The sequence below is a fragment of the Glaciimonas sp. PCH181 genome, assembly GCF_003056055.1.
Lineage (GTDB): Bacteria > Pseudomonadota > Gammaproteobacteria > Burkholderiales > Burkholderiaceae_D > Glaciimonas.
The window spans coordinates 487,979-514,583 of record NZ_PYFP01000002.1 but is presented as its reverse complement, the minus strand read 5'-3'; the positions used below and the strand labels follow the sequence as shown (position 1 = coordinate 514,583).

The window sequence follows — 26,605 nt, the reverse complement described above, 5'->3', positions numbered from 1 at the left end:
CTAGACCTCCACTTCAGGTAGATCTTCTTCACCCCAGGCGCGGGCGATGGTGGCCTGGACTTTTTTCTCGAAGCGGATCATCAGTTCGCGGTTGGCGGCGACCAGCGCTTGCTCGGCTTCGATCTCGGCGACGATGGCTTGCTGCGTGGCGAGGGGTGGGAGGGGGATTTTGATCGTTTTAATATCGACGAGATGGAGGTTCGTAACCGTGCCTGACTTGGAGCGGGCAGTCGCCTGAGCATATGCCGTGTCGGAATTCAAAAAGCACGCCAAATAATGCGGGTCCAGCAACTCTCTCTTGGGCTTAATTAGAGCGAGGCTCACGAATATGCTGAACTCCCAATCCCAATCGATGAGCTTTGCAATGCCGATGGTGCCGTTCTTTGAGTAAAGAACATCTCCCTTCTCTGGACGGCAGCGCTTGATGAGTTCGTTATGCTCGTCCTGCGGAATAAACTTTTTCGACGTGTTGCTTCCAGTGATGTCGGTAACACGCAGAAACGGAACGCCAGACTCAGTGTAAGTTGGGGTGAAATGCGCGCCGTCGGTGATTTTGGTCGACACTTCGCTGAGTTCGAAGACCGGCCAGTCAAGGTGGATGGGGATGTGGGGGCGGTAGTGGTCGAGGACGGTGCGGGCGCCATTGATGACTTTCTGGTAGCCCTCGATCTCCGCCACGATCTCCTTCTGCACCTCCAGCGGCGGGAGAGGGATTTCGAAGTTCTCCACATAGCTACGCGGTACGCGTTGTAAACCTCCGGTGCCAGTCATCTGGGCAATCGCGCTATCTCGGAAGATTGGATGGGTAACACAAAAGTAGATCCATTCAGGGAGTGCAAGCCCTTCGGTCCGCAGTACGTAATACTCGCTTGAACCGAACCCGATTCCATTGACGAGATTTCGCGCGATACCCGCTTTGCCGTTCTCGAAGCAGGGCGTCACTTTTGCCAGCAACACGTCATTGTCTTTGAAGTAGGTGTAGCTGTTCGAAACTTCCGACAGCCTTTTCTCTTCACTGGGCCGGAATGAAATTCTATGCTCGTTCAAGTCTGCCATGGGCACAAAGGAGACGGAAGTTTCACCGCCCAAGTCCCTAAGTTCGCTCTTGAGTGGATTCAATGTGCAGACGTCGCCTAAGCGTAGTTTGGGAAATTTGGATGAGCTTACCCCAATCTCCCGATACCGCTCCCCGCTGAGGTTGTAGTCGCCGTTCGCGGCGATTTTTTCCTTCGCCACAATCAGTCCGAGCGTGGGCTGAAGCTTGTCGGTGGCTTGTTGCCTGCGGAGCGCTTGCAGGTATTCGGCCAGTTCAATTTTTACCTGCGTAAGTTGTTCTCCTCCATTCGCGCGGCGTTGTGCACCAAGACCGAAGCCGTCGTTTTCGATTTTGAAAAAGGCAACGCTGTGGCTTTGTTTGGCGAGGGATTTATCGAGGATTAGGATGGAAGTTTTGACGCCAGAGTAAGGCTGAAACACGCCCGCTGGGAGCGAAACTACGGCGACGAGCGAATTTTCGACCAGCATTTTCCGCAGTTCTTTGTAAGCGTTCTGGCTCTGAAAGATGATGCCTTCGGGAACAATGATGCCAGCACGACCAGTAGGCGTGAGGTGCTCGGCGATGTAATCCACAAACAGCACTTCACTGCGCTTGGCCTGAATGGAAAAGCGTTTATGCGGCTTGATGCCGCCTTTCGGCGACATGAAGGGCGGATTCGCAAGAATGACGTCAGCGGATTCGTTCCAGCGTTCTTCGGATGTGAGTGTGTCGTATTCGACGATGTGCGGATCTGAGAACCCGTGCAAGTAAAGGTTCACCAGCGATAGGCGTACCATGTCGGGCGAGATGTCGTAGCCCTGAAAGTTTTTGGCGATGCGGCCTTTTTCGTCAGGGGTGAGCGTGCTGGTATTTTTGGCGTCGATATTCGTACGCAAAATGTATTTGTAAGCGGAGATGAGGAAACCCGCCGTGCCACAAGCGGGGTCAAGAATCATCTCGCCTTTTTTTGGTGCCATCACCTCAACGATGAAATCAATGATGTGGCGCGGGGTGCGGAACTGACCCGCATCGCCTTGCGAGCCGAGGACGGATAGCAAGTATTCGAAGGCGTCGCCGAGTCGCTCGGAGTGGTCGTAGCTAAATTCATCGATAATTTTAAGAAAACTCTTGAGCGTCTCGGGGTCGCGATACGGTAGATAAGCGTTTTTGAAAATATCGCGAAACAGCAGGGGGATACCGGGGTTCTGCGGCATGGTGGTGATGCCTTCACCGTAGAGGCCGATCAATTCGTGGCCGCCAATGCCTGCGCTCATCAGCTTGGCCCAGCCGTAGCGGGTAAAGTCGCCGGTGAAGAATTTACGCTTGCCGCCCAGCTCTTCGGCTTCGGCGTCCATATCATCCATGAATTTGTAGATGAGGGCGATGGTGATTTGCTCGACTTGGGATTTTGGGTCAGGGACCTTACCGACGAGGATGTCGCGGGCGGTGTCGATACGGCGTTTGGTAACGGAGTCCAGCATGAAAATCCTTTATGCAGCAAATTGGTTCAAGGATACGTAGTCCTTGATGTAATTGGGTATGAGTGTGCGGTATTGCTCTGGCACGGCCCTGAGGTCACGGGTCGAGAAGATCGGATTGGTGGCGAGATCGGTGTATTGTTTAGTCTCGATGATGTGGCGAATCTGGTCGCTGGTGACGTAGGCCTTGAAGTAATTCTTGAGCGCCGGAATAGCCTCAGCTTCTTCCGGTTTGTAGTCGGCGACGAATTTCGAGAATTCTTCTTCAAGCAGTTCATCCTTGGATTTGAAGCGCGGGATCAGGCCGAAGATTTTTTCGAGAATTTCGCGCAGGCCGAGGCGACGATCCACGGCAGCGGCTTTACGGAGCTTATCGAGGGTATAGAATTCGTTAGGCTTGTCAAACACTTCGCGGTTGACGTAATCAATAACACGGTCCCACTGGCCTGCCTCGACGGCCTCAACGATGGTCGCATTCTCGCGCATGGTGTCCTCGAATTTCTCGTAGAACATGCGGTCGATCTTCATGCCCTCATAGCCGATGGTCTCTTGTTGAATGGATGAGATAAAATCTGCGCCTAAGTGCTCGTAGCTTTCACCATAGGCCACTGGTCCCGCGCCACCCCCCGCATCTTCGCTGCCTTGCCCTTTTGGTTTAGGTAGTTTGAGAATCTCGTCGTAGTTGAACTCTTCTTCGAAGAATTCGCAATTGGCAAAAAAATCGAACAGTTTGTAAGAGGTTTTGCACGGTTTCTTGACAATTTCCTTGAGGTCGTTATCGAATAGCTGTTCGAGGAAATTGTGTTTGCGGGTGCCGCGCCCTTTGATCTGGATGAAATCGGTGGGCGAAAAGATCGGCCGGAACAGGCCAAGGTTGAGCAGGTCGGGGCAATCGTAGCCCGTCGTCATCATGCCGACGGTAATGCAGATGCGAGCTTTGCTGGTTTTGTAGCTTGGCAGAAAATTGGCTGATCCGAGCAGGTTGTTATTGGTGAAGTTGATGGTGAACTGCTGGGCGTCGGTAATCTGCGAGGTGACTTGCACGGCAAAATCAGACTGGTATTTGCCTGGGAACATCATGTCCGCCATCAGGTTCAGAATCTGCGCAAGTTTGGCGGCGTGATTTTGACTAACGGCAAAGATGATGGATTTACCAATCTCGCCGCTGATGGGGTCGCGGTGCGCATGCGCCAGAAATGTTTTACAGAAAAGCTGGTTGGTGGCGTCGGAAAAGAAGCGTTTCTCGAATTCGCGCTGCTTGAAAGTCTCTTTCTGATCTTCGCCCTGATCGTCTTTGAATTCAACGATAAACCCATTTTCCGAGAGAAGCTGTGTGGTGATCTCGCTGCGGGCATCTACTACGGTAGGATTGATAAGGAAGCCATCTTTCACGCCATCGAGCAGGGAATAACGGAATGTGGGCTGGCCATCATCGCAGCCGAAGGTGCGGTAAGTGTCGAGCAACAAACGGCGTTCGAATTCGCGTGGGTCCTTGGTGGTAGGTTTCGCTTTCTCAAACTTTTTGAGGTAGTCGCTCGGTGTGGCGGTAAGGCCGAGTTTGTACCCGATAAAGTAGTCGAAAACGGCGCGGGCATTGCCGCCAATGGAGCGGTGGGCCTCGTCTGAGATGACGAGGTCGAAGTCGGTAGGCGAGAAGAGCTGCTGGTACTTGTTGTTAAAAAGTAGTGACTGGACGGTGGTGACAACAATTTCAGCGCGTCGCCAATCATCACGGTTTTCTTTGTAGATGACGGTTTTGTAATCGTTGGCGAGCACCTTGCTGAAAGCTTTTTTAGCTTGGTCTTCAAGTTCTAAACGATCCACCAGAAAAAGCACGCGCCTAGCATTACCCGTGCGCAAAAAAAGTTTGACTACGGCGGCAGACGTGAGTGTCTTGCCGGTACCGGTGGCCATCTCGAATAGGAAGCGGTCTTTGCCATCTTTGACGGCACTTTGCAGGGCGTATATGGCTTTCTTTTGATAGGGGCGGAGGAAACGCAGACTGTTCGCGTCGATGAATTCAGGGCGTTCGGCCTTATTCTTCCAAGAGGCCTCGGCAGCATAGCTGGGTCGCTGTGTGAGAACAACATAGTCGTCGTCAACCACCTCTTCAACAAGACGCTTAGGATCGGGGACGGTTTTCTGATAGCCGATCACTGACGTGGGCGTCGGGAATGTTGTGATGACGTAGGGATTGCCGCGCTCCAGATCCCAGAAGTAATGCAGGTTGCCGTTAGAAAGGATGATAAAACGGCAGTTCTGCGAACGAGCGTATTTGCGGGCTTGCTCCTTCCCAACGAGCGGACTTTTGTATTCAGCCTTTGCCTCCAGGACTATAAAGGGAAAGCCTTTCTCGTTGAGAAGAAGAAAATCAATAAATCCTTTTGATGATTTCTCGAAGTCTTCGCCGAGAGCGTCAAGGTCCTGTGTTTTGATCGTGACACTGGGCTCAAGCTGGATGTTTGCAGGTAATTTGCCATCGGTGAAGAAACGCCAACCAGCAACTTCGAGCAGTTTGTTAATCTTGATGCGGGCAGTGGCTTCTTTAATAGTCATTTTATTTTAGCAACATTATCCAAGTGCAACCATACTCTTCAGTTGCGTGGGAAACAAGGAAACACAACGAGAATACCCGACTGAATTACGAGTCGGGGGTGTATGGCCATCGTAAATTTTGTTGCAACCCAGAAATCGGGGAATTCTGGTGCGATACACTATTGAAACCACACCGTAGCTTTGGCTACCGCTTCAGCTGGGTTCGCCAGTATCCGATACATCGTTTGGCGGGCACCCTTATTGTCCGTTAAAGTGCAGTCCGTATTTTACCTGTACGTAATTGATAAATGGCCCTAACGGGCGCATAAGATCAAATTTCTTGTTCTGTACGTATAGGCATAGCCTTACGTACAACAAAGCGCCTTGCCTCCGCAACGAGAGTAGAGGGCTTCATTAACTCAATTACATTATCAATCGGTTAAAAAGAGACTTGAGATGGGAGAACGCTTGGCTTTTTGGGTTTTCAAGATAATTTCCGATTAATTCTGCTAGATCGGTGTCTCCTAGCGGGATTATGAAACCACGGTCATCTTTCGCTGTATCAATGCACCGTTGAATAAATTTTTCTCGATTGTCGATTTCTCTATACAGCAATAACCCAACTCGACCACGGCTAGGAGAGAACCGCCCTGAAAGCTGGTCTAGTTCTGGATTACTAATGTCGGAGCTGAAATTTTTGCATTCGATGAAAATATGCCCACTTGGGTAATGCATCGCAAGCCAAGCGAAAAAGCCGGACGAAGCACTATTTACATATGTAAGGTCAATCCGTTTTCTACCCTCATGGATGTTATGTTGTTTTGTTGGCGAAGTTAAGCATGGGTAAAAGAGGGCGGACAGGATTTCTTCGATCAAATTTTCATAAACTGTCGCATGATCCCTGCCTGGTGGGACAGCAGAAAGCTTTTTAAGCTTTAAAGCAAAGTCGGGTGGGGGTGTAGTCTCTATGTCTGCCAATGTTTCATGATCCATTGGCTTTGGAAAGCGTTTTTTCTTCGCCTCTCTGTAGTTATCTAAGACTGATGGGTGCTTAAGGGTCTGTTCGACAACCGCTAGTTTGTCGGCGCCGTATTTATGCATCAAGCTTTTTTTTGTTACCCGTGTCCGGCCGTCTTTAAGCGTCTCGACTAATGCAGTATGAAGGCGTTTTTCCTCGCTCTGCATGTGCGGGAGTAGGTAATAGCGGTAATATTCCTGTGAGTCATACCAGATCTGATGCCGAACGATTATTTTCGGAACGAGAATCACGCGTCCATACTCCGTCATAGGCAGGGCAATTAAGCGCTCTTCCCACAGCTCTTTATCTGGATTCCAAACAGGACCAGATGCAACGTCTGGAGTTAATTCAATTCCATAATAATTACAGACCTCCTGGGTGTATTGAATTAGGGGGCCACGCAGAATGTTGCAGACGGCATCTGAAATTCTATCTGGGCCTATTCCATCAATTAGCAAACATGTGTCTTCAAGGTCTTGGAGAAGGCCCGTGATACTCGCTTTACTCTTGGTCAAAGCTCCCCATACGTCATGAGCCGATCCGTCACCCATTCCATTGCCTCGCGATTTTCCTTTCGAAAAGCCAAAATGGAAGTCATTACTTTCTTTTAGGCAACTAAGAAGATTGATTGCACCTTCATCATCCCCATTGTTGATTTTTTTAAGTACGGTGTCGAAATAATCTTGAATGAGGGAAAGACACTCTGTCGCCCATGTACTTTGGAGACTTCTTAATCGGCCAGGATCTACGAAAACCGCAAGGTCCGTATCTAATCGAATATCCACGAAATCTAAATAAGGCTGTTCTTTATTGAGCTTAAAATATTGCGAAATTCGCATCTTAATCCCTCGTTGTTATCGTCAAACCACATTAAATTTGAGCTGCGGAACCTACATATAACAATGGTGCTTTGGTGAGTTAGAGATAAAGATGCATGAGGCGACGCATATTTTCCAATAGTTGTACAAACGGCATGCGCTTGAATACTACCTTCGGTGTGGAAACATTGATACCAGTAAACATAAACGAGGAAAATATCTGGTCTTATTTTGTTCGGTGTCACGCGGAAAATTGCTCGAATTATTCGGCCGTTTCTGCATTTAAGGGATATGAATGCAGGGGTTGCTGCTGGACATGAACAGTTTGTTAGGATAATTGCGGATCAGCGTAGCGTACTGACTACGAAAAAAGTCAATAATTGTGGAGAAAAAACTTGCCGCAACTAAGGTACAGAATAATTAAAATAGAAAAGGCCGATCGTCGGATCGGCCTAAGTCTTTGATTTCATTGGTTGGGACGTGGTGATTTGAACACTCCGCCCCATTCCGTTAAAATAATCTCGGGCAATTTACTAAGCAACTTTGTTGTCTATTGGCATGACTTTATCCCCGCTGGCCAGTTTGTCAAGAAAATCGGCCCAAGACTGCATCATATTGCGCCTCTCTCCCAAATATTCAGCAAAGTTATAAGCCCCGCGCACGGGATCGCGCTCACCATGCGCCAGTTGGCGTTCGATGGCGTCTGGATTCCAGCCCTGTTCATTTAAATGCGTAGATGCCATGCTCCGAAAACCGTGGCCGGTCATTTCTTCTTTGCTATACCCCAAGCGGCGTAACGCACCGTTGACGGTATTCTCACTCATTGGACGTCCGTTTGTCCTTGCGCCCGGGAAAACATATTTCCCGTGACCCGTCAGTGGGTGAAGCTCCCGCAGGATTACGACAGCCTGGAAGGAGAGGGGAACGATATGCTGTTCCTTCATTTTCATGCGCTCAGCAGGAACGCGCCACTCCGCCCGATCTATATCAAACTCTACCCATTCGGCTTTCCGTAGTTCTGCCGAACGAACAAAAACGAGAGGAAGGAGCCGTAGCGCACACTGGGTAACAAATGAGCCACCGTAGCTTTGAATGACCCGCATTAGTTCACCTATCCCCTTGAGGTCAGTAATTGATGGGTGGTGAGTTTCTTTCGCTGGCGGAATCGCTCCGCGTAAGTCCGGCGAGAAGTCGCGTTGCATATGTCCGCTCGCTACTGCGTAACGGAATACCTGACTGCAGTTTTGATGTGCTCGATGCGCTGTCTCTAGTGCGCCACGGTTTTCAATTCTGCGCAGCACGGCTAAAAGTTCGGGCGGTGTAATGTCCGCAATTGGGCGGCCACCAATCCAAGGGAAAATGTCTCGCTCTAAGCGGCGGAGAATTTTGCTGCTGTGACTCTCCGCCCATTCTTTGGAGAATTTTGCAAACCATTCGCGGGCCACCACTTCAAAACTGTTGGCCGCTCTAGCTACGGTTGCCGCCTTTTGCACCTGCTTATTTACCGCAGGATCGATCTCGTTTGCGACTAAGGTACGTGCTTCGTTAAGTTTTACTCTGGCAACGGCAAGGGTTATGTCTGGATAAACCCCTATCGCAAACGTTTTGCGTTTTCCTGAAAAACGATAGTCATAACGCCAATATTTTCCTGCTTTATTGATAAGAAGATAAAGACCTCGTTCATCAGAAAGCTTGTAGTCTTTATCCTTTGCTTTAGCATTACGGATTTCAATGTCTGTAAGGGGCATGACGGTATGTCTCTTGTAAGGTGGTGGGATACCGTCAGACATACCGTCTGAAATCACGGGATGTGGCGATACTTTATGATACCTCACGAGACAATAAAAAGGCCGCTTCCCTATGAGGGGAGCGGCCTTTGGAACAGTTTGGGACTTTGTGATACGCGTAATTGGTGGAGGCGGCGGGAATCGAACCCGCGTCACGGTCACCGCCGAGCCTGTTCCTATAACGCTTTGCCGATTATCCCATTTGATTTGGGCGACATTTGGGCGAAAAACTCCAAAAGCTGTTTCCGCGTTTCCGATTCGGTTCCCTGCTCAATCCAACGACCATAATTTCGGGTAATCATCTCGGTGTCGCGGTGTCCCATCATCTTTGCGACGTATAAAGGGTTTGCTCCTGCGGATAGCAACGTACTAGCGAAGGTATGACGCGTCTGGTACGGATTGCGATACCTGACTCCTGCCTTTGTTAAGATTCGTCGCCAGCGCTTGGCTAGCGCATGGTCATCAGCCCACCCTTCGTTATAACGAGGATCCTCAAATACCAATCCTCCTTTTAGTTGAGTGAATTCCTTTTGCGCAACCAGGGCGTCGTATGCGCCGCGTAGCATATCTATCTTCCGATTACCCGCTGCGGTTTTGGCATCCGTCTTGGTGATGCCTTGAGTTTTGACGCGATCAACACTAATTTTTGAACTCACCCAGTCAATCGATTGCCACTCCAGTGCGATAAACTCCGATGTTCGCATTCCCGTTGCAAACGCGTGCTGCCACACGTTTCGCTCTTGACCGACGCACGCCGCCAGGATTGCGCTAATTTCCTTCATATCGAACGGATCAACTTCAAAGTCAGTTTTGCGCGCTTCTCGTGGCATGATCTTTGATAGTTTGACTCGCTCCAATGGATTAAATTCGATAAGGTCGTCATTAACCGCCTGCTCCAAGGCATTCCGCAATGGGGTAAGAATGTTGCGGACAGTCTTGATTTTGCAATCCAGTCCAGCAATCCATGCCCTAATCGCCGGTGCCGTCAAATCGCGCAATAGGGTTTTATCCCACTGATCGAATAGATGCGAGTCACAAACCTGCTTATACCCACGATGTGTGCTGGCTGATAGTGTTTTCTTTGCAATATCCAATTGTTCGCGCAGTAACTCGCCGATAGTCTCCTTCACGGGAGCTGGGCCGAATTTGCTAGCCGTAGTTGAGTCGGGAAAATATTCCGCGTAATTGAAATTCCCGCGCTCAATAGCATTGAGGATTTCCCCGCGAAGGCGGATCGCGTAGTTGATGTTCTGCTTGGTGTGCGCAAGTTTTAGTGACTCTCGGCACTCCATTCCCTTGTACATGAACCGGATTCGAATGGACTCGGATTCCGTTCCTTTTCGCAGTTCTATGCCGCGAGTGCTTGCTTGGTTCCCCATTGCTCCACCCATTTTTCTGCCTCAGCCAAATTTACCCACAAAAATCCGTCGACAATCTTGCACTGGGTGCCGTCCAGCCATTTACCCATTTTTCTGCGTGACCGGACCGCATCTGCGGTGTCGCCTGTTATGTCAACGTATTTTGTAAGCTTAACCCAAGTCATTGCGTGGTTCATAAATCAACTCCTTTTGATCCGGTGGCCTTATCTTGCGTTGGGGCAGGCGGTAACTCCATCCAGTGCGTAACAACATCGCCTTCCGTTTCAATGGGTTCGTAATAGTCCTCAAATTCCGCATTCAACATCTTTTTGTACCATCCCGTAAATGACGCGGTCGCCCCCTCATCTGCATATAGATGAAATCCATTTAAATATGTCGCATTGAGCGTGTGAGTTTTCTGGTTGTGCGCACGCCTGCAAGCGATGAAGAAATCCTTGCGATCGGTAGTTTTCACTTCCGGCATCCGCTCATTAACGCCAATCCAGCCGTCCGATACCGGAATTCCGGCATCGCTTCGCAATGGACTACCTTGCAAGCCCTTGCGCTGTAAGTAGTCCATCACCCTCACTAACAACCTGTGGTCTGGCGCGGCTCCACTGAGTGCGCGGACTAATTGGCGAACTAGAACGGATAAGTCGCCCACTACTATTTGCGCCTTCGCCAATTCAGCGCTCAAATTGCGAATCTCGATCTCAAACGCCTTCGCCTCGCAATATCGGGCGCACGGTGCCGGATGTTTACTTTTAGACTGTAGTTCGTGGCGCTTTAGCCGCTCTTGCAACTGCACTAACTCCTGATAGGCTGAAATTCTGTCAACCGGAAGATCGGGACGCTCTAACAGCAGCGCGAGACGTCTGACCAGATTGTTGTGATTGGCTTTCCAGTGCTCGGCGCTTTCGTTGTGCGGCACAGATGCTACCGAACTACTCGAAGTATTTGAGGTGCTCAAAAAATACTTAACTGTGGCGACTGCCGCATTGTAGATTTTAGGCGATGGAGCAATGCCCTCTAGCAAAGATGTCTCAGCAAAAAAACCGATAATGGTCATATCGTTGACGTCACCGCTATGTTTTTGCGTCGCGTTATCCTGCGCAAAATCCAAGAGGGCGGCTTCGATCTTGCGGGCATCGGCGTCCGCATTTGCACTTGATTGGGGGCTGTGGTCCTTCATGTAATACCCATAGTTGGCCCACCGAAGACCAATCTCTAATGCCTCGCGTAATTTATCGCTCATGCTGTTAGCTCCTTAGTGACCAAGACCCTGCAAACCTCTTCTACAATGGCGCGAACCATCTTTTCAATGCGTTCGTGCGCCAGCTTATTTGCTTCGCATGGAGCGGCCTCAACACCATATGCCCAGGCAGCGAATGCGATTCGCTCAGCGCTCAGTGGCTTCGAGTTTGCCAGGGTGGCGGGTAAAGGCGATTGCTTTGGCTTCGCGGCCCGCCGCTGTCTTGATGGGGTAACTATGCGATTGATCATGATTCGCCTGTAATGTTGAGAATGCATCCAGCGTTACCGATTCCCGACTCGCAGGAGACGTCGTCGATTGCCGACGGACCATCGGTATAGGTGATTAGCCAAACAGGATAGTATCCAGGGTGCTTTTGCAGCTCGGTAATGAGTTCTGAGACTGTCATTTCGCCTCCTGAGTAGCGAGGATGGCGCGGGCGAATTTCACGGGATCAATTACTAAGTCTGGACCTCCATCTAAGTCCTCGCTTCCGTGGGCGGCTCCCCAGTGTTTCTGGTCGTGGGCTATGCTCTTTATCTGGTCATCACTCAATGGCACCAACTTTGTCTTCACTGCCGCATCTATAGCCATAGTCACGTTAGCGAATCCATACTTTCTGGCAAGCACCCAAACCTCATCGTACAACTCAGCTCGATACTTATCGCCAGTAGTGCTTTCGCCTACTGTCTGTGTTGGCGCTTCCGAGTATTTCAGCGCTTCTAACCGTTCAATCGCATCAGCGCCAGCGCGTAGCACGTCTGCATAGTCGTTATGGCTATAGCCTGAATTAGATGCGTACTCGCGCAATTCAGTTGCTAAACTGCTTTTGTGTTTTGCTGACGCTGCTATACGCTCCCCGCGCTGGTGAATCATCATCGCAAAGTTTGCAACATCGATAGGATCTCCCTTGGTGACGTGGGCTATGAGCATGTCACTAAGGCTTTGATTTGTGCAGCGACCATGATCGTCCCATCCACTCCTACCATTGGCGCGTGATACAGTCATCTTTTCTTTCATAGCAACAGCGAACCGATCTACCGCGACATCATCGCTATGCTGCAGCTGTGCTGGCGCGGTGCATTCCGAGCATTTGAACGCACCTATTTCGGCTAGCGCTGATTCAACTGTCGGATATGTGGCCGCATCCCAACAGTCAGGATAGTGGATCGATTGGGCGATGTTTACTGGCATTGGTGAGGCGGCGAATAGCGGCAAAACTGTATGACCCATTTTTTCGCGCCAGAACGTCACGTTAATCGGCGCATCAAACAATGCAGAAACACCGTCCGACGTGATGACTCTATAGCTGTCAGGCTCCTGCTGGCTTAGTGCTGCACCTGCCAAGGCTTCTGCAATGGCATAAGCAGCGTCGTGATCCATGTGTTCGCCCGTATGGGCTATGAAGGCATTTTCAACCGTCACAGCAAACTTATCGGCAAATGCCGTTGCCTGCTCGATATTCAATTCCATGATTTATCCTTTATGCCACTAGAATTTGACGATAATTGTTTGAGCATTTGGTTGGGTCATCACATTCACCAAACCAACAGAGCAACCAGACGCGATCTTCCGTCTTGCAGCGCCGATCGAACAGTCCATCGTGGCGCTTCCACATCTTTCCGGGATAGACGCCACTGGGGTGCGTTGATGAGTAGTCCGCTAATTGCGCAAACGAGCTGGCATCCATCAGTGCATGCGTGTCATCGAGCGATATCGTTTCACGGCGCGGTTGCCTCCAGTGCTTACCAAGCGGGTCGGTCATTGGGGGAATAGCGGTTTCCGGCGAACGTAGTCGCGCTTTAATTTCCTGCGTCTGTTCTTTTGTCATGATAGGATTCCTGAATCTGCTCGGAGGCTTCCATGTGGATATGTCGAAAATGCAAAACTGAGTGGGACTTTGCACTCCTTACGCCAGAAGTCGATGAGGTAGGGTCTTACTTTATTTGCCCAACCTGTGATCACCGAAACGAATTGATTGGCGTGCGCGATGAGGGTGGTTCCTCATCCTTATGCAGCCGGATCTTGATTGGCCCTCTGCACGACTGTGGCGCGAGTAAATCAATCGTAAACGCCTTATCGATACCTTTGCGGGTTTGGGTCATGTTAGGATTCCCCCAAAATATGGGAGAAAGTGATGTTGCTTAGATGAAAAATTACAATTGGATTTGCCAGTGCCTTTTTGGTGGTAACGTTTGTGCTGTACCCTCCGATGAGTAGTCAGGATTGGGCTGCTTGGGTTCAGGCGGTTGGGTCTATCGCAGCTATTGGCGCTGCAATTTGGATTTCTAGACACCAGCAAAATATTGTCCGGCAACGAGACGAGGACAATGCGGTTTTGACCCTGCATCTCCTGAACCATGAAGCGATGCAATTTGCTATTAATTTGAACGATCAAATCGAGAGCGCGCCAGGATCCCCGGTCATTTTTGATGTGGCAGCATTCAACGAGATGCGAAGCTCGCTCGGAAAAATTCCTCTCAGATGCCTGGACCCGACTCTGCTTACATGTCTTTTTAGACTTAAGGATATACTTGCGCACGTTTTCCAGCGGTTTCATGGTCGTGAGGTGTGGGTCACGGAGGATGCCGGCCAATCCGATAAGCATTGGCTCTTGGAGATGCGAAGGGTTATGATGAGAATCGCTGAACAATCGTCCTCCGTCATGATTAAGAAAAATATTTCGGAGCTGGTATGGGTTGATCTGGACGATACTCACTAAATTGATCATGCCACCCTCGCAATCTGACGCTCATGAGAAAAATTCGATTTCATAACCACTCCATTACGGTGTCGATAAAAGTTTTTGCCGCTTCAGCATTGATAGCGTTTCCGTAGGCGCGCAGTCGTCCCACTCTTGAGGCAGCCCCATGAGCCAGCGGGAATGTGCCGGGTTCAACTGGCCGCCACTTTCCATCCCTGCATCCAAGCCAGTCAACATCTCGCCAGAAACCGTTAGTCGGGCCGGGCCGCTCCATTCGGGTGATGTTGTCACTCCCGATCCCGCTAAGTTCGCCCCGCAAAGTGCTGCCGTTTTTCTGCCCCCATCCGTGCTGGCTGACGCGTTGTACCCCTTCTGTGCTGGTGTTCCGGCCATTGGCGTCGGCCATCCCGCTAAGTTGACTATTCCGTTCAGTGTCACCTGTGATTTTGTTCCGTCCAACCTCCGCCCCGATGGACTGCAATGCGTCATCGTTTGGCCGCCGTCCCCGTTGGCTTTCGATGGCGTCGGCCAACCGGCCAGCGCCACGATCTGATTCAGCGGCTTGCCCGTATCCCAGGGTCTCGCGTCTTTTACTCCCCTCGAGGAATCGGTTACCGTGCATGTCGGCCAGCCCGCCAAATATGCTTGTCTCGGCAACTGATCCACGCGATCCTTGCCGTCCCTCTGCGCTATCATCCCCGGCGTATCTTTCCAATCCCGTACCGTTGGAGTGATCCAGCCCGAAAGACTTGCTTGCCCCGCCAACGTTTGCAGACCTCTTTCTGTTTCTGGCTGATTGTTGACGTTGCATGTTGGCGTGGGCCACCCAATAGTTCCTGTCTCTGATGTGCGGGGCACCGATGCCCGCAGACGGAAACGGGACCGCCCCGAAGGCGTAACCCAAGGCTTCCATGTCAGTGTGTACAAGGTCGACCCAAGCGTCTGCATCTTTACTCGCAACTTGCTCTCCAAAGACGATTGGAGGATCGCACTCGCTGATGAGGTGGTTCCAAGCAGGCCAAAGGTGCCGCTCGTCAGCAAATCCAATTCCTTTACCTGCCGCGCTGAAAGGCTGGCACGGACAACTACCCGTCCAGACTGGTCGCGAATCTGCCCATCCTGCGCGACGTAAAGCATGGGACCAAACTCCAATTCCAGCGAAAAAGTGGCATTGGATATATCCTCGTAAGTCATCTGGTCTAACATCTTCAATACTCCGTTCATCTACGTCGCCGGGCGCAATGTGTCCAGCGGCGATGAGGTTGCGCAGCCATTTAGCAGCGTATGGGTCGATTTCGTTGTAGTAGTTCGCCATGCGTCAAACCGTTAAATTTGACAGAGGCTATAGAGGTCCGGCTTCATGCTGCCTTCCTTTTCTTTCCCGACTTGGTTCTGAAAACTTCGGGGATGACGTCGTGCTTAGGCGTTGCGATAGCTGAGGCGATCAGCTTGTGCCAGTTGCTTGGTGTGTTGCGCAGGGTTGGCGCCTGGCGCTCTAGATCGCGGTCTGTCTTGTCGCACATCGTCACCAGGCGCTCGACTGTCTCCGCGTCGACGGCGATGTTGTCTCCGCCGTTGTAGTGGCCCAGATGCGCCATAATTTCGTCACGGCTGTACTTGCCGGCTGCGGCGATGCTATATCGGTACCCGCAGCCGCTCTGGCCCCATAGGGTGATGTGGGCATCGGTTCGGTTGGTGTGCTTCAGACTTAGGACGTAGTAGCTGTTTTCCGGCGTCAGGCTGGCGCGCAATACCTCGATCTTCCTCATATTTTTGCGTGCTACAGCTTGATGGATCGCGGCCATCTGTTTTTTCTTCCGATCGTCATCGTTGAAGTGCTGACCTTTCAGTCCTGCTTCCGGTGCTGTGTGGCGCAATTCAAAACTGGCGATGTTCATCACCTCCCCGCAGGGCAACAAGACCCACCACATATTGTTGATGTGGTAATACGCGGTGCCCGAAAACCAGCGTTTATCATGATTGCGGAAGTAGATCGCATCTCCATCGCGGACTGTGTCCTTGGTCGCCGTGGTCGAGTTGCGCGACTCCGGCTGCTTGTCGTATATGCCGCGGTGCTGCTCGGCCAGCTCGTCACGACGATGGGTGATCTCTGCCATGCCTTGGCGCTTGACCTTGACTTGGAGTGCGTAGCCAAGGCCAGCCATTAACGTTGCGATCTTTGCGCGCTCGAGCTCGTACTGCATGCCGATCAGGAATGGCATTTTCTCTCGCTTGTCGAAGTCATACTCGCCACCCGCCCGATTCTCGCGGACTACGTTCTGGAAAAAAATAATTTCCAGGTGTCGGCCGCAGAGGTTCAGATTGAACTCAAGGGCGCCTTTGTTACCGGTGTGATAGTCATCGCGGATGAGCGCGTCGACGCTCTGGTCGTTTTCAATGTGAAAGCCACGGGCACTGAGGTGGTCGACCAACTGGTCGCGGGTTGCCTTGACAGCTGGATCCTTGGGATCATCGAGCCAAAGATTCAGCGACGTGTCGTGTTCGGTGAATCGCGGGGCGCCATTGCTCATACTGCTGGCTCCCCACCTAAGGCAAATACAAGATCGTTTAGCATTTTGTTTAACTCGCCGGTCATCAGCAAGAAGTCACCATCAAAGCGTTCGCTATCATTGCGATTGGTCGGATCGCTTTCTTCTTTGATGACATCGAGGGGAGCAATGCGCTTGATCGCTAGTCCCTCGGTCAGCACGAACGAGATGCGATCATTCCAGGTCATCGCCAAGCGGGTGCACTGCTTCCCTGCGGCGATGTGGCGGCGAGTATCGTCCACTTCCAGGGTGTGGCGGATATAGCGAACGGTTGCCTTGCCTTCGCCATTGGCGCGCAATTCCGTATCCTGATCGACCGTAAAGCCACTCGGCGCTTCATCGGCCACAAGCCAGTCGGTCATGGATGTCAGTGGCGAATGCACCGTGCGCAATCCTGACGCTTCCAACTTATCAACCGATGCAAGCAGCAGCTTCAGAGCGTCCTCTGCACGTGATGGACTGGACACATCTACGATCAGCCAGCCATTGACCGGATCAATCCATACGTGCGTCGTCCGGAGTTGACTAAAGGCGCGTGGCAGCAATTCGTCGGTGACTTGCTCTTTCAAATCCTTTAGTTGCTTGCGGCCCGGCGCAAAACCTTGCTCAGATTCGATTTCGGCGGCGCGATCTTTGGTGACCTGATTAATAACCGAGGCCGGAAGCAATTTCTTTTCAGTACGCAACGCGATAAGCATCTGGCGATCAACGATATGCACCAGCTGTCCGCTATCGCGCGGTGAAGTCCAACCTTGGGTTTGCATTTCCAGACTGCTGCACGGTGCGAAAACCCGCTTCGCCAAAAATGCTTCCAGCTGCTCAGCGCTGATCGCCCAAGGCGCGGGAATACGATAAATTTGAAGATTGTGAAACCACATGATGCAACTCCAGTGAAGTGATGTTTAGGCAGCGACCGCTGCTTGTTCTGATTTTTGGTAAGGCAACCAGGTGATAAGCACCTTGCCGTCGCGCTTTATCTGAACGCCTTTTTTGTCGACTTTAGGTCCGCGAACCATCAGGCGGGGCAGCCTGATTTGCCCCCCCCCAGACGCAATACGAATCCAGTCGTAGCAAAACTGCGGAGCGTCAAACGCTGGTGAAATCTGGCGCAAAGTCTTTTTTTCCTCGAATATGGAGACCGAAAGAACTTCAACTTCGGCGCGCCATTCATCGTGCGATAGCCGTTTCTTGGTGGCCGGATCAACCGTCCGCACCTTCTTCTCTGCAGCTTTCTTGCAATCAAGGCGACTGACGCCGAATACACAAAATGCGCTCATGCTTATGCTCCTATGGGTTTGCGATAGACCTTGACCGGATAATCAGCAATAGAAAAATCTTGGGCGTTGGCGCAAATACGGCCGCTTGCATCAACGCAGACAACACGATCCCTATTCACACGATGCGCAACGAACTTGTCGCGGACGGTGAGAAGCCAATTATCAAAACTAGAAAACTCGAATAACTCTTCGCCGACCGTCATCGTTACGGTGATCTGCGGCATAAAATTAGGTGTGCTTGCAGGCGATGCGACGCGCCTCGATACCGCCCTTGACGTCGGGCCACTCCAACTTGCAAAGCTGTGCCAGCTGCGCGTGCTTATCTGCTTCGACCTCTGCAGGCGTCAGATCGGGTAGCTGGTTTGCATTCGTGGTCATGGCATAGGCAAAGAAAAGTAACGCCACCGCGACAAGGCTGATAAGCCCAACTACGAAGCGCGTATTCATAGCTGCACCATCACGGTTACGCCCAGTGCACCAGCGTCGTAAGCAGCATCGATCAATGCGTCAAGATTGCCGATCGCGGTATAGGTTTCGCCGTCGCTATCAGGTTGTGTTTTGATTGTGATGAGGTAGCTCATTCGGCACCTGCTTGTTCTGCCGCATTGGGCACCCACTCACCATCAACCATCTTTCCATGCTTGATCAAGTTGGAAAAGTAATGGTGATGACCTTGATGGGCATAAAGCTCTGCAGGCATATTGCGCAGAAATCTAGCGATAATCTCGCGCCCAATTTTCTCCGCAAACGCACCTGCATCGGGATCGTCATGAGGTGCTGGATTGGCCTGCCCTACATGCCACAAAGACGCAATATATGAATCGGTAAAACCACTAAGCGAATCGGTATCAACGGACACTGTCACGGCGTACTTCATCCTTGCCTCCCTATGTTGTTTTGAATATCGCGATCGAACTTTGCAATCCACCACTCCCGAGGCGGAACACGGCCGGAATCAAGCATGTCCATAAGCGCTTGCTGAACCCCTTTACCTGAAAGAAAGGCGAGGGCAGTATCCAGGCGGGCGGCGATCAACTCGCTGCTTTCGTTATTGCCGAGGGTGGCCGGTGCAGAGCGCACGTCCACATCCAGCGCAACAGGCGCGGCCAGCAGCGCATCAATGGCGTCCCATAGCGGCACACGGCTAAATCCCGCTTTCTCAGAACTTCCACGTGGATGCTTAAAAGGGAAGAGCGGATGCGCCTGAATGTGGGCTGGCGCTGTTTTAATCGACATGTGCGTACAGGCGCGCAACACCACGACCAGTTTTTTCAACTCGGTCAATTGTTGGGAGGCGTTACGCATTGCAAACTCCGCTAGCGGAATTGCGCATCGCTGCATCAAGAGCAGAGCGAAGATCAACGCCAACGCCAAGCAGTTGCCCTTCGTTGCCATCAATCTGAAAGCGCAGGGCGGGGGTATAGGTAGGCAAATGGCGAATCATGACGCTAGGGTTCGCCTCAAGCCAATTTAAGCGGATCGAATCTGGCAACGGACCACCATCTGGCGTTCTCAGGTAAGTGGCGATTTGGGCCAGATCGTCACTGATCGAATCAGTCGAAATGGGTTTGCAGCCGCAGCACCCTGCCCGCACAGCTTTATCCCAAACGGAATTGCACAACTTAGAAATCGCATCTTCCCATTTGGTGGTGCCAACATTCGCGCTAAGTAGACCGGCAGCGCGCGCCTCTTCATATGCTTCTCGACTATTCATTTCCCGCTCCACGTGGACAGTGCTATAAAATTCAATAAAATTACTAAAGGATTAAATTGGCAATCTGCGGACGGCCCGGGCGCGGAACACATCGCCCTTGTGGCCGATGCTCTGGTCGCCATTGGAAAAACTCTGGCCCCACGCAAAATCTGAAAGGGCCGAGTGCTGCTCACTGGACCAGTAATAACGCTGCTCAAACTCACGTTTCAGATTCGCAAAGAGAAGCGATTGCTCACGTCGAGTAGGTAATTCACCACCAGCCCTTACGGCGAAGGCAATGGCATCCATCCAAGTGACACCAGTTGCTTGGCCTGGCAGCAAAATGATGTGCTGGTCTTTCTCGCCGTCTACGCCAAGCAGGATCCCTGCATAGGCCTCGCCCGGCTTTAGGTTTTCTTTGATCCATTGCTGCTTGCTCATTTGTTGCTCCGTGGGTTTGCTGATTCGTTGGACTCATATTACTAAATGGTAATTTACATGTCAATACCAAATGGTAATAAAAATGTAAAATAACTCCCGCCGCCAAATCCCAGGTGAAAAAATACCCCGACCACCTTGGTTAATGGAGGGCGGGCGACTGCTTATTGAGTTATGTCAGGCTATCGTGTCAATGCCGGAGTGAAGATGTGCCAAATGGCACGTTAAAAATGGGCATTCGGATTCCCGAATTGAAAGGGCGGCATTTAAACGAACGCCCTTTTATTTTTCTTTGCCGACTTCTGGTTTTCTGGGCCGACACCGGCGCCAAGCTTTGGCTATCTCAATGACTAGCGCAAGAGCCTGGCAGGGCAGCCGTCAACAGAGTAAGGGGTGCTAATTTGAACCATGAGCAGATTTTGGCGTCGAAATTCTTTCGACAAATCGAAGGAATGCCATGAAATACCCCACTCTTTTGTTGGCGTTGGCGGTGTCACTCAGCGGGTGCGTAATTGGACCTCCGCGTGGCGATGATCTGTACGGTGGAGGAGATGGGTTTGGGCATCATGACCACGATAGAGGTGGAGGCGACCATGGAGACCGAGGCGGGCAGGGACGCGATGGGCAGGGCGGAGGCGGCAATAACGGAGGCTATACTAACGGCGGCTTCCAGCGCTAAACCCCCTAAGGCCACCCTCATTGAGAACAAGGGATTGCTCAGAGTTGATAGCGCGGTAGGGCGTTAAAAAACCCACCGCGAAGGGTGGGTTGATATAGGTACTATGGCATGTTGAGCGCTATTCGTTCTTCATTTGTTGGGCTTCGGATGATTAAGGTGTTTCCTTTTATCTCCTCTCCGTCGATGTAGGCACGAAGTTTAATCCGGGAAGCGGTTTCGATTAATAGTGGTGCAAAAACAAAGGAAAAGTTTATACCTAAGCGCTGATCTTCAGGGAGAGTTTCTGGATCCGGCTCTGGTATTAACTGACTCCCCAGCGTTGCCTCGTCTAGCGTGATTTCACTTAGCGTCTGATCGTTATATAAGAGTAAAACTCGAAGGTTTTTTGGTGCCTCTAAAGTAGGCAATGTTAACATTACTTGAGCACAAAATTTAGGCATCTGTAGCGGGAATGCATGTGCAAGCAGATCAGTATTGTATACACCCATATACGATTGCTTGCCGCCAATCTCTAACCGTATATCGTCACAATAAATTGCTCGGATAGATTTACTTTTCATCATCGTGCCTTGTTTTTATCAAATGCTTTGTAGATCCCATCCACAGTTACATTAAGCGACTGTGCAAGTTTTTGGGCCGTTTTGTACTCAGGCTTCCTTTTTCCTGTTTCAAACGCGCAAATATTAGGTTGTTGCAAGCCAATTTTTTGAGCAAGGATGCTCTGAGAAAGCCCCGCCTTAAGACGAAGTGATTTTAGTGTTCCTTGATCGCACTCGTCCAAGCTACTACTTAACCATTGTCTAGCAGAAGACATCTCCTCTTTGCCGCCCGGAGCTTGCTCAAACATCGCAACCAAGTCGTCAATCTCCATGGCATCGTCTTTTTTTAGACGAGGTTCTTCAATAACTATTGCTTTAGTGTGGTTTGTAGCCGCTAGAGGACGAGGGGCGGAAAATCTTGTGTTTTGGTAACCCCAAGTCATCGTAGGCGCGACGAATTCTCTTTGTGAGTTCATGATTTGGATCGTAGTTAAATTTCCGGGGCACTATGCCCAATACTCGGAACGTTTGGCAAGATATATCGTATGCATATAACACCCGATACGGCACAGTCCACCACTTTTTGCTTAACGAATTAAAGTCATAAATCTTAATCTTCCAGAGATCAATGCCATCATTCCAGAATTCAAGATATTTTCCAACGTCGTAATCATCGGTGCTGAATTTTTCGGTTGTGAGGTCTTGTAATAACGACTGAGAGTCCTTTATTTCTTGAAGAGTAACCACAATTTTTTGTGCGTAAGACTTCTCATCGCCGCCACTTCCGACCATGTCAGTCAAGTCTTTTACTGCGGCCTTCTCAATGACTAATTTAAGCATTATACCTCGAAAGGTATATTGGGGAGTCTCCCATAGTTTTGAGGGGCCAACTTAAATATATCTCTTTGATATTTGTTGTTTTTCATCGGAGCAAATTTTCATCGATCATTAACAATTTTCTCACACCTCAAGCCGAAATATCTTCTCACGTCGGATTCATTTTGTTTTGGAGTGATCGAGATTGAGGACTTATTGTGCATGCTGATTTCGTACTCTCTCATATCACTAATAATCATGCCCCTATCTCAAGGTTGATCTAACAAAACGCTAACATAGCCGCATCTTCATCAAGAAAAAGAAATGCAGTAACTGACCATAACAGGGCGTATGCCGGGGCAGAGCGGGCTATAAGGATGAGTTTACTAGGTAAAGTGACCAAAGTTGCCGCGAATTAATTCATCATCCGACACTGGCGCATCTCGCATTTAAAAAGTACCTGCTGGCCGTTCTTGCAGCTTGCCTGGTAGGTTTCGATGCCGGTCGTCTTGCCGATAAGTGTCGCGCTCTCTGTGGGATCGCAACCCGACTGGCGCGCTAGCCGCTCCACCGATGCTGACATCTCCCCGTAGGGTTTGCTTGGGGTGTTGCTGGCCGGTGCAACCGACTGGCGTTCGACATAGGCGACAGGGGCTTGTGCTGTCGATGGATCATATGAGAGGATTTCTTGAGCTCGATTCTTATTAATTGGAAAGATATTGAAATCGGGTGCATAGAGCCAGACTTGACCTGGCATAGAAACCTCAAAGAAATATTCGGAATTTTTTTCAGTCTGAATTATCGAGTCTCCTGTGGTTGATGTGACGTGAATGCGCCCGATCGGAACGAGCGTTTTGAGATATCCACCTGGACCAATACGACCAATAAGGTATCGATCAACATAAACTGGAGCAGTGATCGCGGCACCAAATGCACTGTTTGAGCGAACGACGTGAATTGTTGCCGTTGGGGTGCTTGGATCAAGATCAGGATAACTTTGGAATTGCGTAGTACTTGCACAGGCGTTGAGAATAAAACAGAGTAGAACGATTAATCTATTCATGAAATCTTTCTGATCGGAAAATTAGTGTGCCGTTGCGCCTAAATTCAAATTTGAGCCCCCAATACGATCGCGCCTCACCTCCCCCTTTTTTTCAGGGGACAATCTTATTGTTGCAGGTCGTATGCTCTTGCTAGGCTAATGAAGTCATTTTCACTAAGTATGCGAATATTCTGACCTTTCTCGATCAGCAGCTCAGCCTTTAGATGTTTGCTGCTTTTTTCATGCCCATTCAGAGCACGAATGTCTTGATCTCCGCAAATCAAAATCGTGGTGTGTTTAGTAACCCCAATGCCTACATCACAGCCAAGCCGAGCAGCAAGATCCGCTGCTTCTCTGCGAGAAATGGTTAGCGCGCCGGTAAATACGACCAACTCCCCATGCAGAATTCCATCTAGATCGCCTTCGCGGCGAATTGTGGGGATAGTAAGGTCAAGAGGTTTTGCAACGCGCACCAACCAATCAGCGACCGTCATTCCTGTTGCGTGGATGGCGTGATTAAGTATTCTTCCGGCGGTCTGAGCATCCTCACGGGCATCGTGGTGGTTGAATTTAATACTCAGATGTTTGGCAACATTTTTGAGCCCGTAGCCGCTGTGAGCTAGGTCTGGCCATGCCCGGCGTACAATCCTGGCGGTATCGAGCCAGGTGCAGGCGACGATGGGTAATTCATATTTTCTGCATGCTTGTCCAATGGCACCGCGATCAAATGCAGTGTGACTTACAACGATTTTTCCGGTTAGAAGGGGTTGAATGTATTGATAAATATCATTCCACAACGGTGATTTTTTAACATCATTATCCGTGATGCCATGGATGGAAATGTTCATCTCGTCAAAATAATCCCCTGGATTCACCAGGGTGGACCACGACTCCGTTAGCTCACCATTTCTAAATATGGCAATGCCGATTTGGCAAATACTAGCAAGGCTAGCGTTGGCCGTTTCTACATCGAGAGCAAGAAAATCCACCTCATGGAGATTGGTGATTTTCATCAATGCACGAGCATCCTCATTGATCCAAGACATAAAAATCCCCTCTTTTTTCAGAATTGTGGCGTGCTGTTATGTCTTTATCAAAGTTGCTCACTCTTCCATACCGTCAAAACTTTGCCAAACACCTCGAAGTCCATTCCGGCGGTTATATCAAACGAGTCGAAGTCTGGATTTTTTGATTTTGCGCGGTAAATTATGCCCCCTTCAGCCCTCGGGATACGCTGAACAGTCTTAATAAAGCCGTGATCCCCTACTCTAAAAAAATAGACGGCGTCCTCATCATCAAATGATGTAACGCCACGATCCACGAGCAAAGGATCTCCGGGATTAAATAGGGGCCTCATTGATGGGCCGAAACCGGTCACGATGCAGAGATTTTTCGCACCGGTATGCCGTTTGACATTTAGGCGCAGCCATTCATGGTCCACACGCCAGCTTTTGATGACTCCCGGCTGTTCTGTTAGGGCTAGCCCGTGACCCATTGCCCCGCCAGTGGCGAATTGCGGGATTTCGATATCATCTGAACCCAGGCTTTCTAGTGGTCTGAAACTAGTCTCGATCGACTCAAACGAGTCTAGCCACCCGATGGGGAGTTCGCACTTTAATTCAAGTTTCCGAGCCTTCTTCTCTCCGAATGACTTCGTCTTCAAAAGTCCGGAGACCTCTCCTTGGTTTTCGCCAGTTGCCTCGACGAAGGCCGCTTGCGACCCGCCGTACTCGGCATCTATAAGTTGGGCCAGTCTAACTCGCCGAATTTCTTGAATATCCATATGTGAATTGTCCTTGGCAATTACCAATTAGTAAATAACCAAACGGTGTTGACTTGTTCATTACCGTTTAGTAATATGTATTGATGGATAAATTACTTAAATACCTTAATGGTCTATCGAAGGGGGATCGCACACAGTTCGTGAGGGCGTGCGGTACCAGCGAGGGTTACTTGCGAAAGGCTATTAGCATCAGCCAGCAGATTGGCTTGGATCTCTGCATCAATCTTGAGCGCGAATCCAATCGAGCAATTGTCTGCGAGGACCTTCGCCCGGATGTTGATTGGGAATACCTGCGCAGTACGGCAGTTAAGTCCAATCTGGACCCGATGGCGACCAAAGGGATCGAAGAAGAAACCAACGAAGAAAACCGTCGCGAAGCCGATCTTGGTTATCGCCAGCCAGCTGATCCGAAGAAGGTGGTTGAATGAATGGGAATATTTCAAAAAAGTTATATGCGCGTTTTGTGCTGTGGTTGATACGGCCTGCGCTGGACGAGCACGGGCCGGTCATGACCCGGGACATTGTCCGGGTCACGAAGGCGCAAATCAGGCAAGACGACTCGCCGCACTTCCGTTCGCTGGCTCTTGGACAGGTTTTGGATCTAAGCGCGCCTGGAGCATCCGAATTGCCAACTCCAGCGACTCGCGGTGAAGGTCCAGCAACGACATCTCCGGGCGAGCGTTGACTTTGATATGAAATGAGATCGAGTCGCCAGATTTGAAGGAGAACGATCGATCGAGCCAGACGCCATTTCCTGAGCTCATATCGATTTTGTATTCGAGGTCTTTTAAAACAAGGTCGTTCGAAGTAATAGTCATGCGCGCCCCTTTCAAGGGTGGTTAAGAAGGTGAGAGTTCTTGATTTTGCCACGAGTGGGGTGCGCGCCCTAATTATCAGTTCCACCATATTGATATTTTTCATCTCAATCCGTTATTAAATTTTCGCCAAGAGAAATTGCCATGACTACAGAAATTCCAGTGTCACCCGAGTTGATTGAAAACACCCGCAAAGATGGCGCAACGATTGAGGCGTTGATTTTGCAGCGCCTTGCATCGGTCACTCAGGTGCGTGCAGCCGCTTGCATGGGCGTGAGTGGCAGCACTGTTAGTCGTATGACAGACGAGATTGCCAGCGTATCGAAACTTCTCGCTGCCCTTGGTATGCGAGTCGCGCCCATTGGGTCAATGATGGTCACAAAGGAAGAACTGCGCAGCTTCAAGGTTATTGCGCACAAATACCTGGAAGCCGACTTAGCCAACGAATAGCCAAAAAAGGAATATGAGATGAGTGAGAACGATGTAATTTTGATTGTCGGCACTAGCGTTATTGGCCTCGTGCTGCTTGTCGTCAGTTGGGGTATCTCGCAGGGCGGCAAATGATTTTTCTCAGAAAACCTATTGAAGAGGCCGCGCGCGTCGCTGCTGAAGCCGGGCACCCTATCACAGCACATGGATGTAAAAGTCCGACCGATCCCCGCATCGTTGTTTGGACCGAAACGTATCGTCAACGCATAGCGGAGCTCGAGCGCGAATCAACATGTGCCGAGTCCGCGGCATGATTCACACGAAATCAAAAATCGAACTTGTGACTGGTCCTTATCCCTCTTTTATGGCGATTACAGGGCTGTCGTTCCGAATTCCTATTGTCATTTCCGCGGCGGACATCACGCCAGAAGAAACAATGAGGCGCATCGCTGATGCAGAGCGCCTGGTGAGCGCATGGAATTTATTGGTGGAGGCTGCATGACATTTACCCAAGTTTTAATTGCTGGTATGCCGTATTGGTCGCTTGAATTGACGATGA

33 protein-coding genes and 1 pseudogene are annotated in these 26,605 nt (G+C 50.4%); 5 read left to right on the top strand and 29 right to left on the bottom strand.

Translation table 11 applies throughout. The features are described 5' to 3' along the window. From C7W93_RS15450 to C7W93_RS15405, 11 genes and pseudogenes are all read right to left on the bottom strand, one after another. Positions 1–2,517, bottom strand: coding sequence for an N-6 DNA methylase (locus C7W93_RS15450; RefSeq protein WP_108441116.1), 2,517 nt, complete (start codon positions 2,515–2,517; stop codon positions 1–3). Between the two features lie 9 nt (positions 2,518–2,526). Further along, positions 2,527–4,620: a DEAD/DEAH box helicase family protein gene (locus C7W93_RS15445; RefSeq protein ID WP_370446499.1), complete on the bottom strand. Its 2,094-nt coding sequence runs from the start codon at positions 4,618–4,620 to the stop codon at positions 2,527–2,529. Between the two features lie 99 nt (positions 4,621–4,719). Continuing rightward, positions 4,720–5,070 (bottom strand): annotated as a pseudogene (locus tag C7W93_RS25500) (type I restriction enzyme HsdR N-terminal domain-containing protein); the annotation flags it as partial. 402 nt (positions 5,071–5,472) lie between these two features. Then, the gene (locus tag C7W93_RS15440) at positions 5,473–6,906 is read right to left on the bottom strand and encodes a hypothetical protein (RefSeq protein ID WP_108441112.1); all 1,434 of its coding nucleotides are present in this window, start codon (positions 6,904–6,906) and stop codon (positions 5,473–5,475) included. A 512-nt stretch (positions 6,907–7,418) separates the two neighbouring features. Further along, a complete protein-coding gene (locus C7W93_RS15435; RefSeq protein WP_108441110.1) occupies positions 7,419–8,633 on the bottom strand; it encodes an integrase arm-type DNA-binding domain-containing protein in 1,215 nt (404 codons plus the stop codon). Positions 8,634–8,848: 215 nt separating this feature from the next. After that, the gene (locus tag C7W93_RS15430; protein WP_161539951.1) at positions 8,849–10,051 is read right to left on the bottom strand and encodes an Arm DNA-binding domain-containing protein; all 1,203 of its coding nucleotides are present in this window, start codon (positions 10,049–10,051) and stop codon (positions 8,849–8,851) included. Next, complete coding sequence (locus tag C7W93_RS15425) at positions 10,021–10,227, bottom strand: excisionase (RefSeq protein ID WP_201747270.1); 207 nt, start codon at positions 10,225–10,227, stop codon at positions 10,021–10,023. Before C7W93_RS15425 ends, C7W93_RS15430 begins: the two co-directional genes overlap by 31 nt. Next, a complete protein-coding gene (locus C7W93_RS15420; protein ID WP_108441106.1) occupies positions 10,224–11,285 on the bottom strand; it encodes a DUF551 domain-containing protein in 1,062 nt (353 codons plus the stop codon). Before C7W93_RS15420 ends, C7W93_RS15425 begins: the two co-directional genes overlap by 4 nt. 144 nt (positions 11,286–11,429) lie before the next feature. Then, a complete protein-coding gene (locus C7W93_RS24480) occupies positions 11,430–11,615 on the bottom strand; it encodes a hypothetical protein (protein WP_146177568.1) in 186 nt (61 codons plus the stop codon). 72 nt (positions 11,616–11,687) lie between these two features. Next, on the bottom strand, positions 11,688–12,755 hold the full coding sequence (locus C7W93_RS24850; protein WP_201747269.1) for a hypothetical protein: 1,068 nt from the start codon (positions 12,753–12,755) through the stop codon (positions 11,688–11,690). Positions 12,756–12,765: 10 nt separating this feature from the next. Continuing rightward, positions 12,766–13,113: a hypothetical protein gene (locus C7W93_RS15405; RefSeq protein WP_108441102.1), complete on the bottom strand. Its 348-nt coding sequence runs from the start codon at positions 13,111–13,113 to the stop codon at positions 12,766–12,768. Positions 13,114–13,494: 381 nt separating this feature from the next. Here C7W93_RS15405 and C7W93_RS15395 point away from each other — a divergent pair, with 381 nt between their 5' ends. Beyond that, entirely contained in the window at positions 13,495–14,004 is a 510-nt protein-coding gene (locus C7W93_RS15395; protein ID WP_146177567.1) for a hypothetical protein, read from the top strand. A 49-nt stretch (positions 14,005–14,053) separates the two neighbouring features. Here the strand turns inward: C7W93_RS15395 and C7W93_RS15390 are convergent, their stop codons facing one another. Genes C7W93_RS15390 through C7W93_RS15345 form a run of 11 tightly spaced genes read right to left on the bottom strand, consistent with a single transcriptional unit; the run spans position 14,054 to position 19,946 of the window. Then, complete coding sequence (locus C7W93_RS15390; protein WP_108441096.1) at positions 14,054–15,301, bottom strand: DNA cytosine methyltransferase; 1,248 nt, start codon at positions 15,299–15,301, stop codon at positions 14,054–14,056. A gap of 43 nt (positions 15,302–15,344) precedes the next feature. Then, positions 15,345–16,517, bottom strand: coding sequence for a hypothetical protein (locus C7W93_RS15385; protein WP_108441094.1), 1,173 nt, complete (start codon positions 16,515–16,517; stop codon positions 15,345–15,347). Beyond that, complete coding sequence (locus C7W93_RS15380; protein ID WP_108441092.1) at positions 16,514–17,413, bottom strand: recombination-associated protein RdgC; 900 nt, start codon at positions 17,411–17,413, stop codon at positions 16,514–16,516. Before C7W93_RS15380 ends, C7W93_RS15385 begins: the two co-directional genes overlap by 4 nt. A gap of 24 nt (positions 17,414–17,437) precedes the next feature. Further along, positions 17,438–17,812 carry a hypothetical protein gene (locus C7W93_RS15375; protein WP_108441090.1) on the bottom strand — a complete coding sequence of 125 codons (375 nt, stop codon included), beginning with the start codon at positions 17,810–17,812 and terminating at the stop codon, positions 17,438–17,440. A 2-nt stretch (positions 17,813–17,814) separates the two neighbouring features. Further along, on the bottom strand, positions 17,815–18,036 hold the full coding sequence (locus tag C7W93_RS15370; RefSeq protein ID WP_108441088.1) for a hypothetical protein: 222 nt from the start codon (positions 18,034–18,036) through the stop codon (positions 17,815–17,817). A gap of 4 nt (positions 18,037–18,040) precedes the next feature. Beyond that, entirely contained in the window at positions 18,041–18,259 is a 219-nt protein-coding gene (locus tag C7W93_RS15365; RefSeq protein WP_108441087.1) for a hypothetical protein, read from the bottom strand. After that, positions 18,256–18,393 (bottom strand): hypothetical protein, encoded by a 138-nt coding sequence (locus C7W93_RS24660; RefSeq protein WP_161539950.1) that lies wholly within the window; start codon positions 18,391–18,393, stop codon positions 18,256–18,258. Before C7W93_RS24660 ends, C7W93_RS15365 begins: the two co-directional genes overlap by 4 nt. After that, positions 18,390–18,689: a hypothetical protein gene (locus C7W93_RS15360; RefSeq protein ID WP_108441086.1), complete on the bottom strand. Its 300-nt coding sequence runs from the start codon at positions 18,687–18,689 to the stop codon at positions 18,390–18,392. Before C7W93_RS15360 ends, C7W93_RS24660 begins: the two co-directional genes overlap by 4 nt. Further along, positions 18,686–19,117: a hypothetical protein gene (locus tag C7W93_RS15355; protein ID WP_108441084.1), complete on the bottom strand. Its 432-nt coding sequence runs from the start codon at positions 19,115–19,117 to the stop codon at positions 18,686–18,688. The genes C7W93_RS15360 and C7W93_RS15355 overlap by 4 nt, the downstream gene beginning before the upstream one ends. Beyond that, positions 19,110–19,526 (bottom strand): hypothetical protein, encoded by a 417-nt coding sequence (locus tag C7W93_RS15350; RefSeq protein WP_108441082.1) that lies wholly within the window; start codon positions 19,524–19,526, stop codon positions 19,110–19,112. Before C7W93_RS15350 ends, C7W93_RS15355 begins: the two co-directional genes overlap by 8 nt. 51 nt (positions 19,527–19,577) lie before the next feature. After that, positions 19,578–19,946, bottom strand: a complete 369-nt coding sequence (locus C7W93_RS15345; protein ID WP_225869901.1) for a DUF1566 domain-containing protein — start codon at positions 19,944–19,946, stop codon at positions 19,578–19,580. Positions 19,947–20,400: 454 nt separating this feature from the next. Between C7W93_RS15345 and C7W93_RS24475 the strand changes: the two genes are divergently transcribed. Continuing rightward, positions 20,401–20,622, top strand: coding sequence for a hypothetical protein (locus C7W93_RS24475; protein ID WP_146177566.1), 222 nt, complete (start codon positions 20,401–20,403; stop codon positions 20,620–20,622). Positions 20,623–20,723: 101 nt separating this feature from the next. Here C7W93_RS24475 and C7W93_RS15335 read toward each other — a convergent pair whose 3' ends face one another. The 6 genes from C7W93_RS15335 to C7W93_RS15315 form a co-directional block, all read right to left on the bottom strand. Continuing rightward, positions 20,724–21,185, bottom strand: a complete 462-nt coding sequence (locus C7W93_RS15335; protein WP_146177565.1) for a hypothetical protein — start codon at positions 21,183–21,185, stop codon at positions 20,724–20,726. After that, complete coding sequence (locus tag C7W93_RS15330) at positions 21,182–21,493, bottom strand: helix-turn-helix transcriptional regulator (RefSeq protein ID WP_161539949.1); 312 nt, start codon at positions 21,491–21,493, stop codon at positions 21,182–21,184. Before C7W93_RS15330 ends, C7W93_RS15335 begins: the two co-directional genes overlap by 4 nt. A gap of 43 nt (positions 21,494–21,536) precedes the next feature. Next, positions 21,537–22,001: a hypothetical protein gene (locus tag C7W93_RS24655; protein WP_161539948.1), complete on the bottom strand. Its 465-nt coding sequence runs from the start codon at positions 21,999–22,001 to the stop codon at positions 21,537–21,539. A gap of 391 nt (positions 22,002–22,392) precedes the next feature. Next, the gene (locus C7W93_RS15325) at positions 22,393–23,040 is read right to left on the bottom strand and encodes a hypothetical protein (protein WP_108441074.1); all 648 of its coding nucleotides are present in this window, start codon (positions 23,038–23,040) and stop codon (positions 22,393–22,395) included. Between the two features lie 104 nt (positions 23,041–23,144). Then, complete coding sequence (locus tag C7W93_RS15320; protein WP_225869900.1) at positions 23,145–24,065, bottom strand: exonuclease domain-containing protein; 921 nt, start codon at positions 24,063–24,065, stop codon at positions 23,145–23,147. 47 nt (positions 24,066–24,112) lie between these two features. Beyond that, positions 24,113–24,802 (bottom strand): S24 family peptidase, encoded by a 690-nt coding sequence (locus C7W93_RS15315; RefSeq protein ID WP_108441073.1) that lies wholly within the window; start codon positions 24,800–24,802, stop codon positions 24,113–24,115. Positions 24,803–24,885: 83 nt separating this feature from the next. Between C7W93_RS15315 and C7W93_RS15310 the strand changes: the two genes are divergently transcribed. Continuing rightward, a complete protein-coding gene (locus C7W93_RS15310) occupies positions 24,886–25,230 on the top strand; it encodes a YdaS family helix-turn-helix protein (RefSeq protein WP_108441072.1) in 345 nt (114 codons plus the stop codon). Positions 25,231–25,347: 117 nt separating this feature from the next. On the opposite strand, the gene C7W93_RS24470 is transcribed toward C7W93_RS15310, so the two are convergent. Beyond that, on the bottom strand, positions 25,348–25,620 hold the full coding sequence (locus C7W93_RS24470; protein WP_146177564.1) for a hypothetical protein: 273 nt from the start codon (positions 25,618–25,620) through the stop codon (positions 25,348–25,350). A 141-nt stretch (positions 25,621–25,761) separates the two neighbouring features. Between C7W93_RS24470 and C7W93_RS15300 the strand changes: the two genes are divergently transcribed. Together C7W93_RS15300 and C7W93_RS15290 are read left to right on the top strand one after the other, a co-directional pair. Continuing rightward, positions 25,762–26,067 carry a CII family transcriptional regulator gene (locus C7W93_RS15300; protein WP_108441068.1) on the top strand — a complete coding sequence of 102 codons (306 nt, stop codon included), beginning with the start codon at positions 25,762–25,764 and terminating at the stop codon, positions 26,065–26,067. 289 nt (positions 26,068–26,356) lie between these two features. Next, entirely contained in the window at positions 26,357–26,548 is a 192-nt protein-coding gene (locus C7W93_RS15290; RefSeq protein WP_108441064.1) for a hypothetical protein, read from the top strand. Positions 26,549–26,605 lie beyond the last annotated feature (57 nt).

Bases quoted from the DNA above. Each gene is read 5' to 3' on its own strand.
- C7W93_RS15370 (WP_108441088.1), bottom strand. From the start codon at position 18,036: ATGCCGCAGATCACCGTAACGATGACGGTCGGCGAAGAGTTATTCGAG.
- C7W93_RS15365 (WP_108441087.1), bottom strand. From the start codon at position 18,259: ATGAATACGCGCTTCGTAGTTGGGCTTATCAGCCTTGTCGCGGTGGCG.
- C7W93_RS15385 (WP_108441094.1), bottom strand. From the start codon at position 16,517: ATGAGCAATGGCGCCCCGCGATTCACCGAACACGACACGTCGCTGAAT.
- C7W93_RS15395 (WP_146177567.1), top strand. From the start codon at position 13,495: ATGAGTAGTCAGGATTGGGCTGCTTGGGTTCAGGCGGTTGGGTCTATC.
- C7W93_RS15300 (WP_108441068.1), top strand. From the start codon at position 25,762: ATGACTACAGAAATTCCAGTGTCACCCGAGTTGATTGAAAACACCCGC.
- C7W93_RS15290 (WP_108441064.1), top strand. From the start codon at position 26,357: ATGATTCACACGAAATCAAAAATCGAACTTGTGACTGGTCCTTATCCC.
- C7W93_RS15315 (WP_108441073.1), bottom strand. From the start codon at position 24,802: ATGGATATTCAAGAAATTCGGCGAGTTAGACTGGCCCAACTTATAGAT.
- C7W93_RS15350 (WP_108441082.1), bottom strand. From the start codon at position 19,526: ATGAATAGTCGAGAAGCATATGAAGAGGCGCGCGCTGCCGGTCTACTT.
- C7W93_RS15440 (WP_108441112.1), bottom strand. From the start codon at position 6,906: ATGCGAATTTCGCAATATTTTAAGCTCAATAAAGAACAGCCTTATTTA.
- C7W93_RS15450 (WP_108441116.1), bottom strand. From the start codon at position 2,517: ATGCTGGACTCCGTTACCAAACGCCGTATCGACACCGCCCGCGACATC.
- C7W93_RS15330 (WP_161539949.1), bottom strand. From the start codon at position 21,493: ATGGAGATTGACGACTTGGTTGCGATGTTTGAGCAAGCTCCGGGCGGC.
- C7W93_RS15335 (WP_146177565.1), bottom strand. From the start codon at position 21,185: ATGATGAAAAGTAAATCTATCCGAGCAATTTATTGTGACGATATACGG.
- C7W93_RS15310 (WP_108441072.1), top strand. From the start codon at position 24,886: ATGGATAAATTACTTAAATACCTTAATGGTCTATCGAAGGGGGATCGC.
- C7W93_RS24660 (WP_161539950.1), bottom strand. From the start codon at position 18,393: ATGAGCTACCTCATCACAATCAAAACACAACCTGATAGCGACGGCGAA.
- C7W93_RS24655 (WP_161539948.1), bottom strand. From the start codon at position 22,001: ATGCTTAAATTAGTCATTGAGAAGGCCGCAGTAAAAGACTTGACTGAC.
- C7W93_RS15420 (WP_108441106.1), bottom strand. From the start codon at position 11,285: ATGAGCGATAAATTACGCGAGGCATTAGAGATTGGTCTTCGGTGGGCC.
- C7W93_RS15345 (WP_225869901.1), bottom strand. From the start codon at position 19,946: ATGAGCAAGCAGCAATGGATCAAAGAAAACCTAAAGCCGGGCGAGGCC.
- C7W93_RS15430 (WP_161539951.1), bottom strand. From the start codon at position 10,051: ATGGGGAACCAAGCAAGCACTCGCGGCATAGAACTGCGAAAAGGAACG.
- C7W93_RS24470 (WP_146177564.1), bottom strand. From the start codon at position 25,620: ATGACTATTACTTCGAACGACCTTGTTTTAAAAGACCTCGAATACAAA.
- C7W93_RS15355 (WP_108441084.1), bottom strand. From the start codon at position 19,117: ATGCGTAACGCCTCCCAACAATTGACCGAGTTGAAAAAACTGGTCGTG.
- C7W93_RS15325 (WP_108441074.1), bottom strand. From the start codon at position 23,040: ATGAATAGATTAATCGTTCTACTCTGTTTTATTCTCAACGCCTGTGCA.
- C7W93_RS24850 (WP_201747269.1), bottom strand. From the start codon at position 12,755: ATGGAATTGAATATCGAGCAGGCAACGGCATTTGCCGATAAGTTTGCT.
- C7W93_RS15425 (WP_201747270.1), bottom strand. From the start codon at position 10,227: ATGAACCACGCAATGACTTGGGTTAAGCTTACAAAATACGTTGACATA.
- C7W93_RS15320 (WP_225869900.1), bottom strand. From the start codon at position 24,065: ATGTCTTGGATCAATGAGGATGCTCGTGCATTGATGAAAATCACCAAT.
- C7W93_RS15390 (WP_108441096.1), bottom strand. From the start codon at position 15,301: ATGGCGAACTACTACAACGAAATCGACCCATACGCTGCTAAATGGCTG.
- C7W93_RS24475 (WP_146177566.1), top strand. From the start codon at position 20,401: ATGAAATACCCCACTCTTTTGTTGGCGTTGGCGGTGTCACTCAGCGGG.
- C7W93_RS15405 (WP_108441102.1), bottom strand. From the start codon at position 13,113: ATGACAAAAGAACAGACGCAGGAAATTAAAGCGCGACTACGTTCGCCG.
- C7W93_RS15360 (WP_108441086.1), bottom strand. From the start codon at position 18,689: ATGAAGTACGCCGTGACAGTGTCCGTTGATACCGATTCGCTTAGTGGT.
- C7W93_RS15375 (WP_108441090.1), bottom strand. From the start codon at position 17,812: ATGAGCGCATTTTGTGTATTCGGCGTCAGTCGCCTTGATTGCAAGAAA.
- C7W93_RS24480 (WP_146177568.1), bottom strand. From the start codon at position 11,615: ATGGTCCGTCGGCAATCGACGACGTCTCCTGCGAGTCGGGAATCGGTA.
- C7W93_RS15380 (WP_108441092.1), bottom strand. From the start codon at position 17,413: ATGTGGTTTCACAATCTTCAAATTTATCGTATTCCCGCGCCTTGGGCG.
- C7W93_RS15435 (WP_108441110.1), bottom strand. From the start codon at position 8,633: ATGCCCCTTACAGACATTGAAATCCGTAATGCTAAAGCAAAGGATAAA.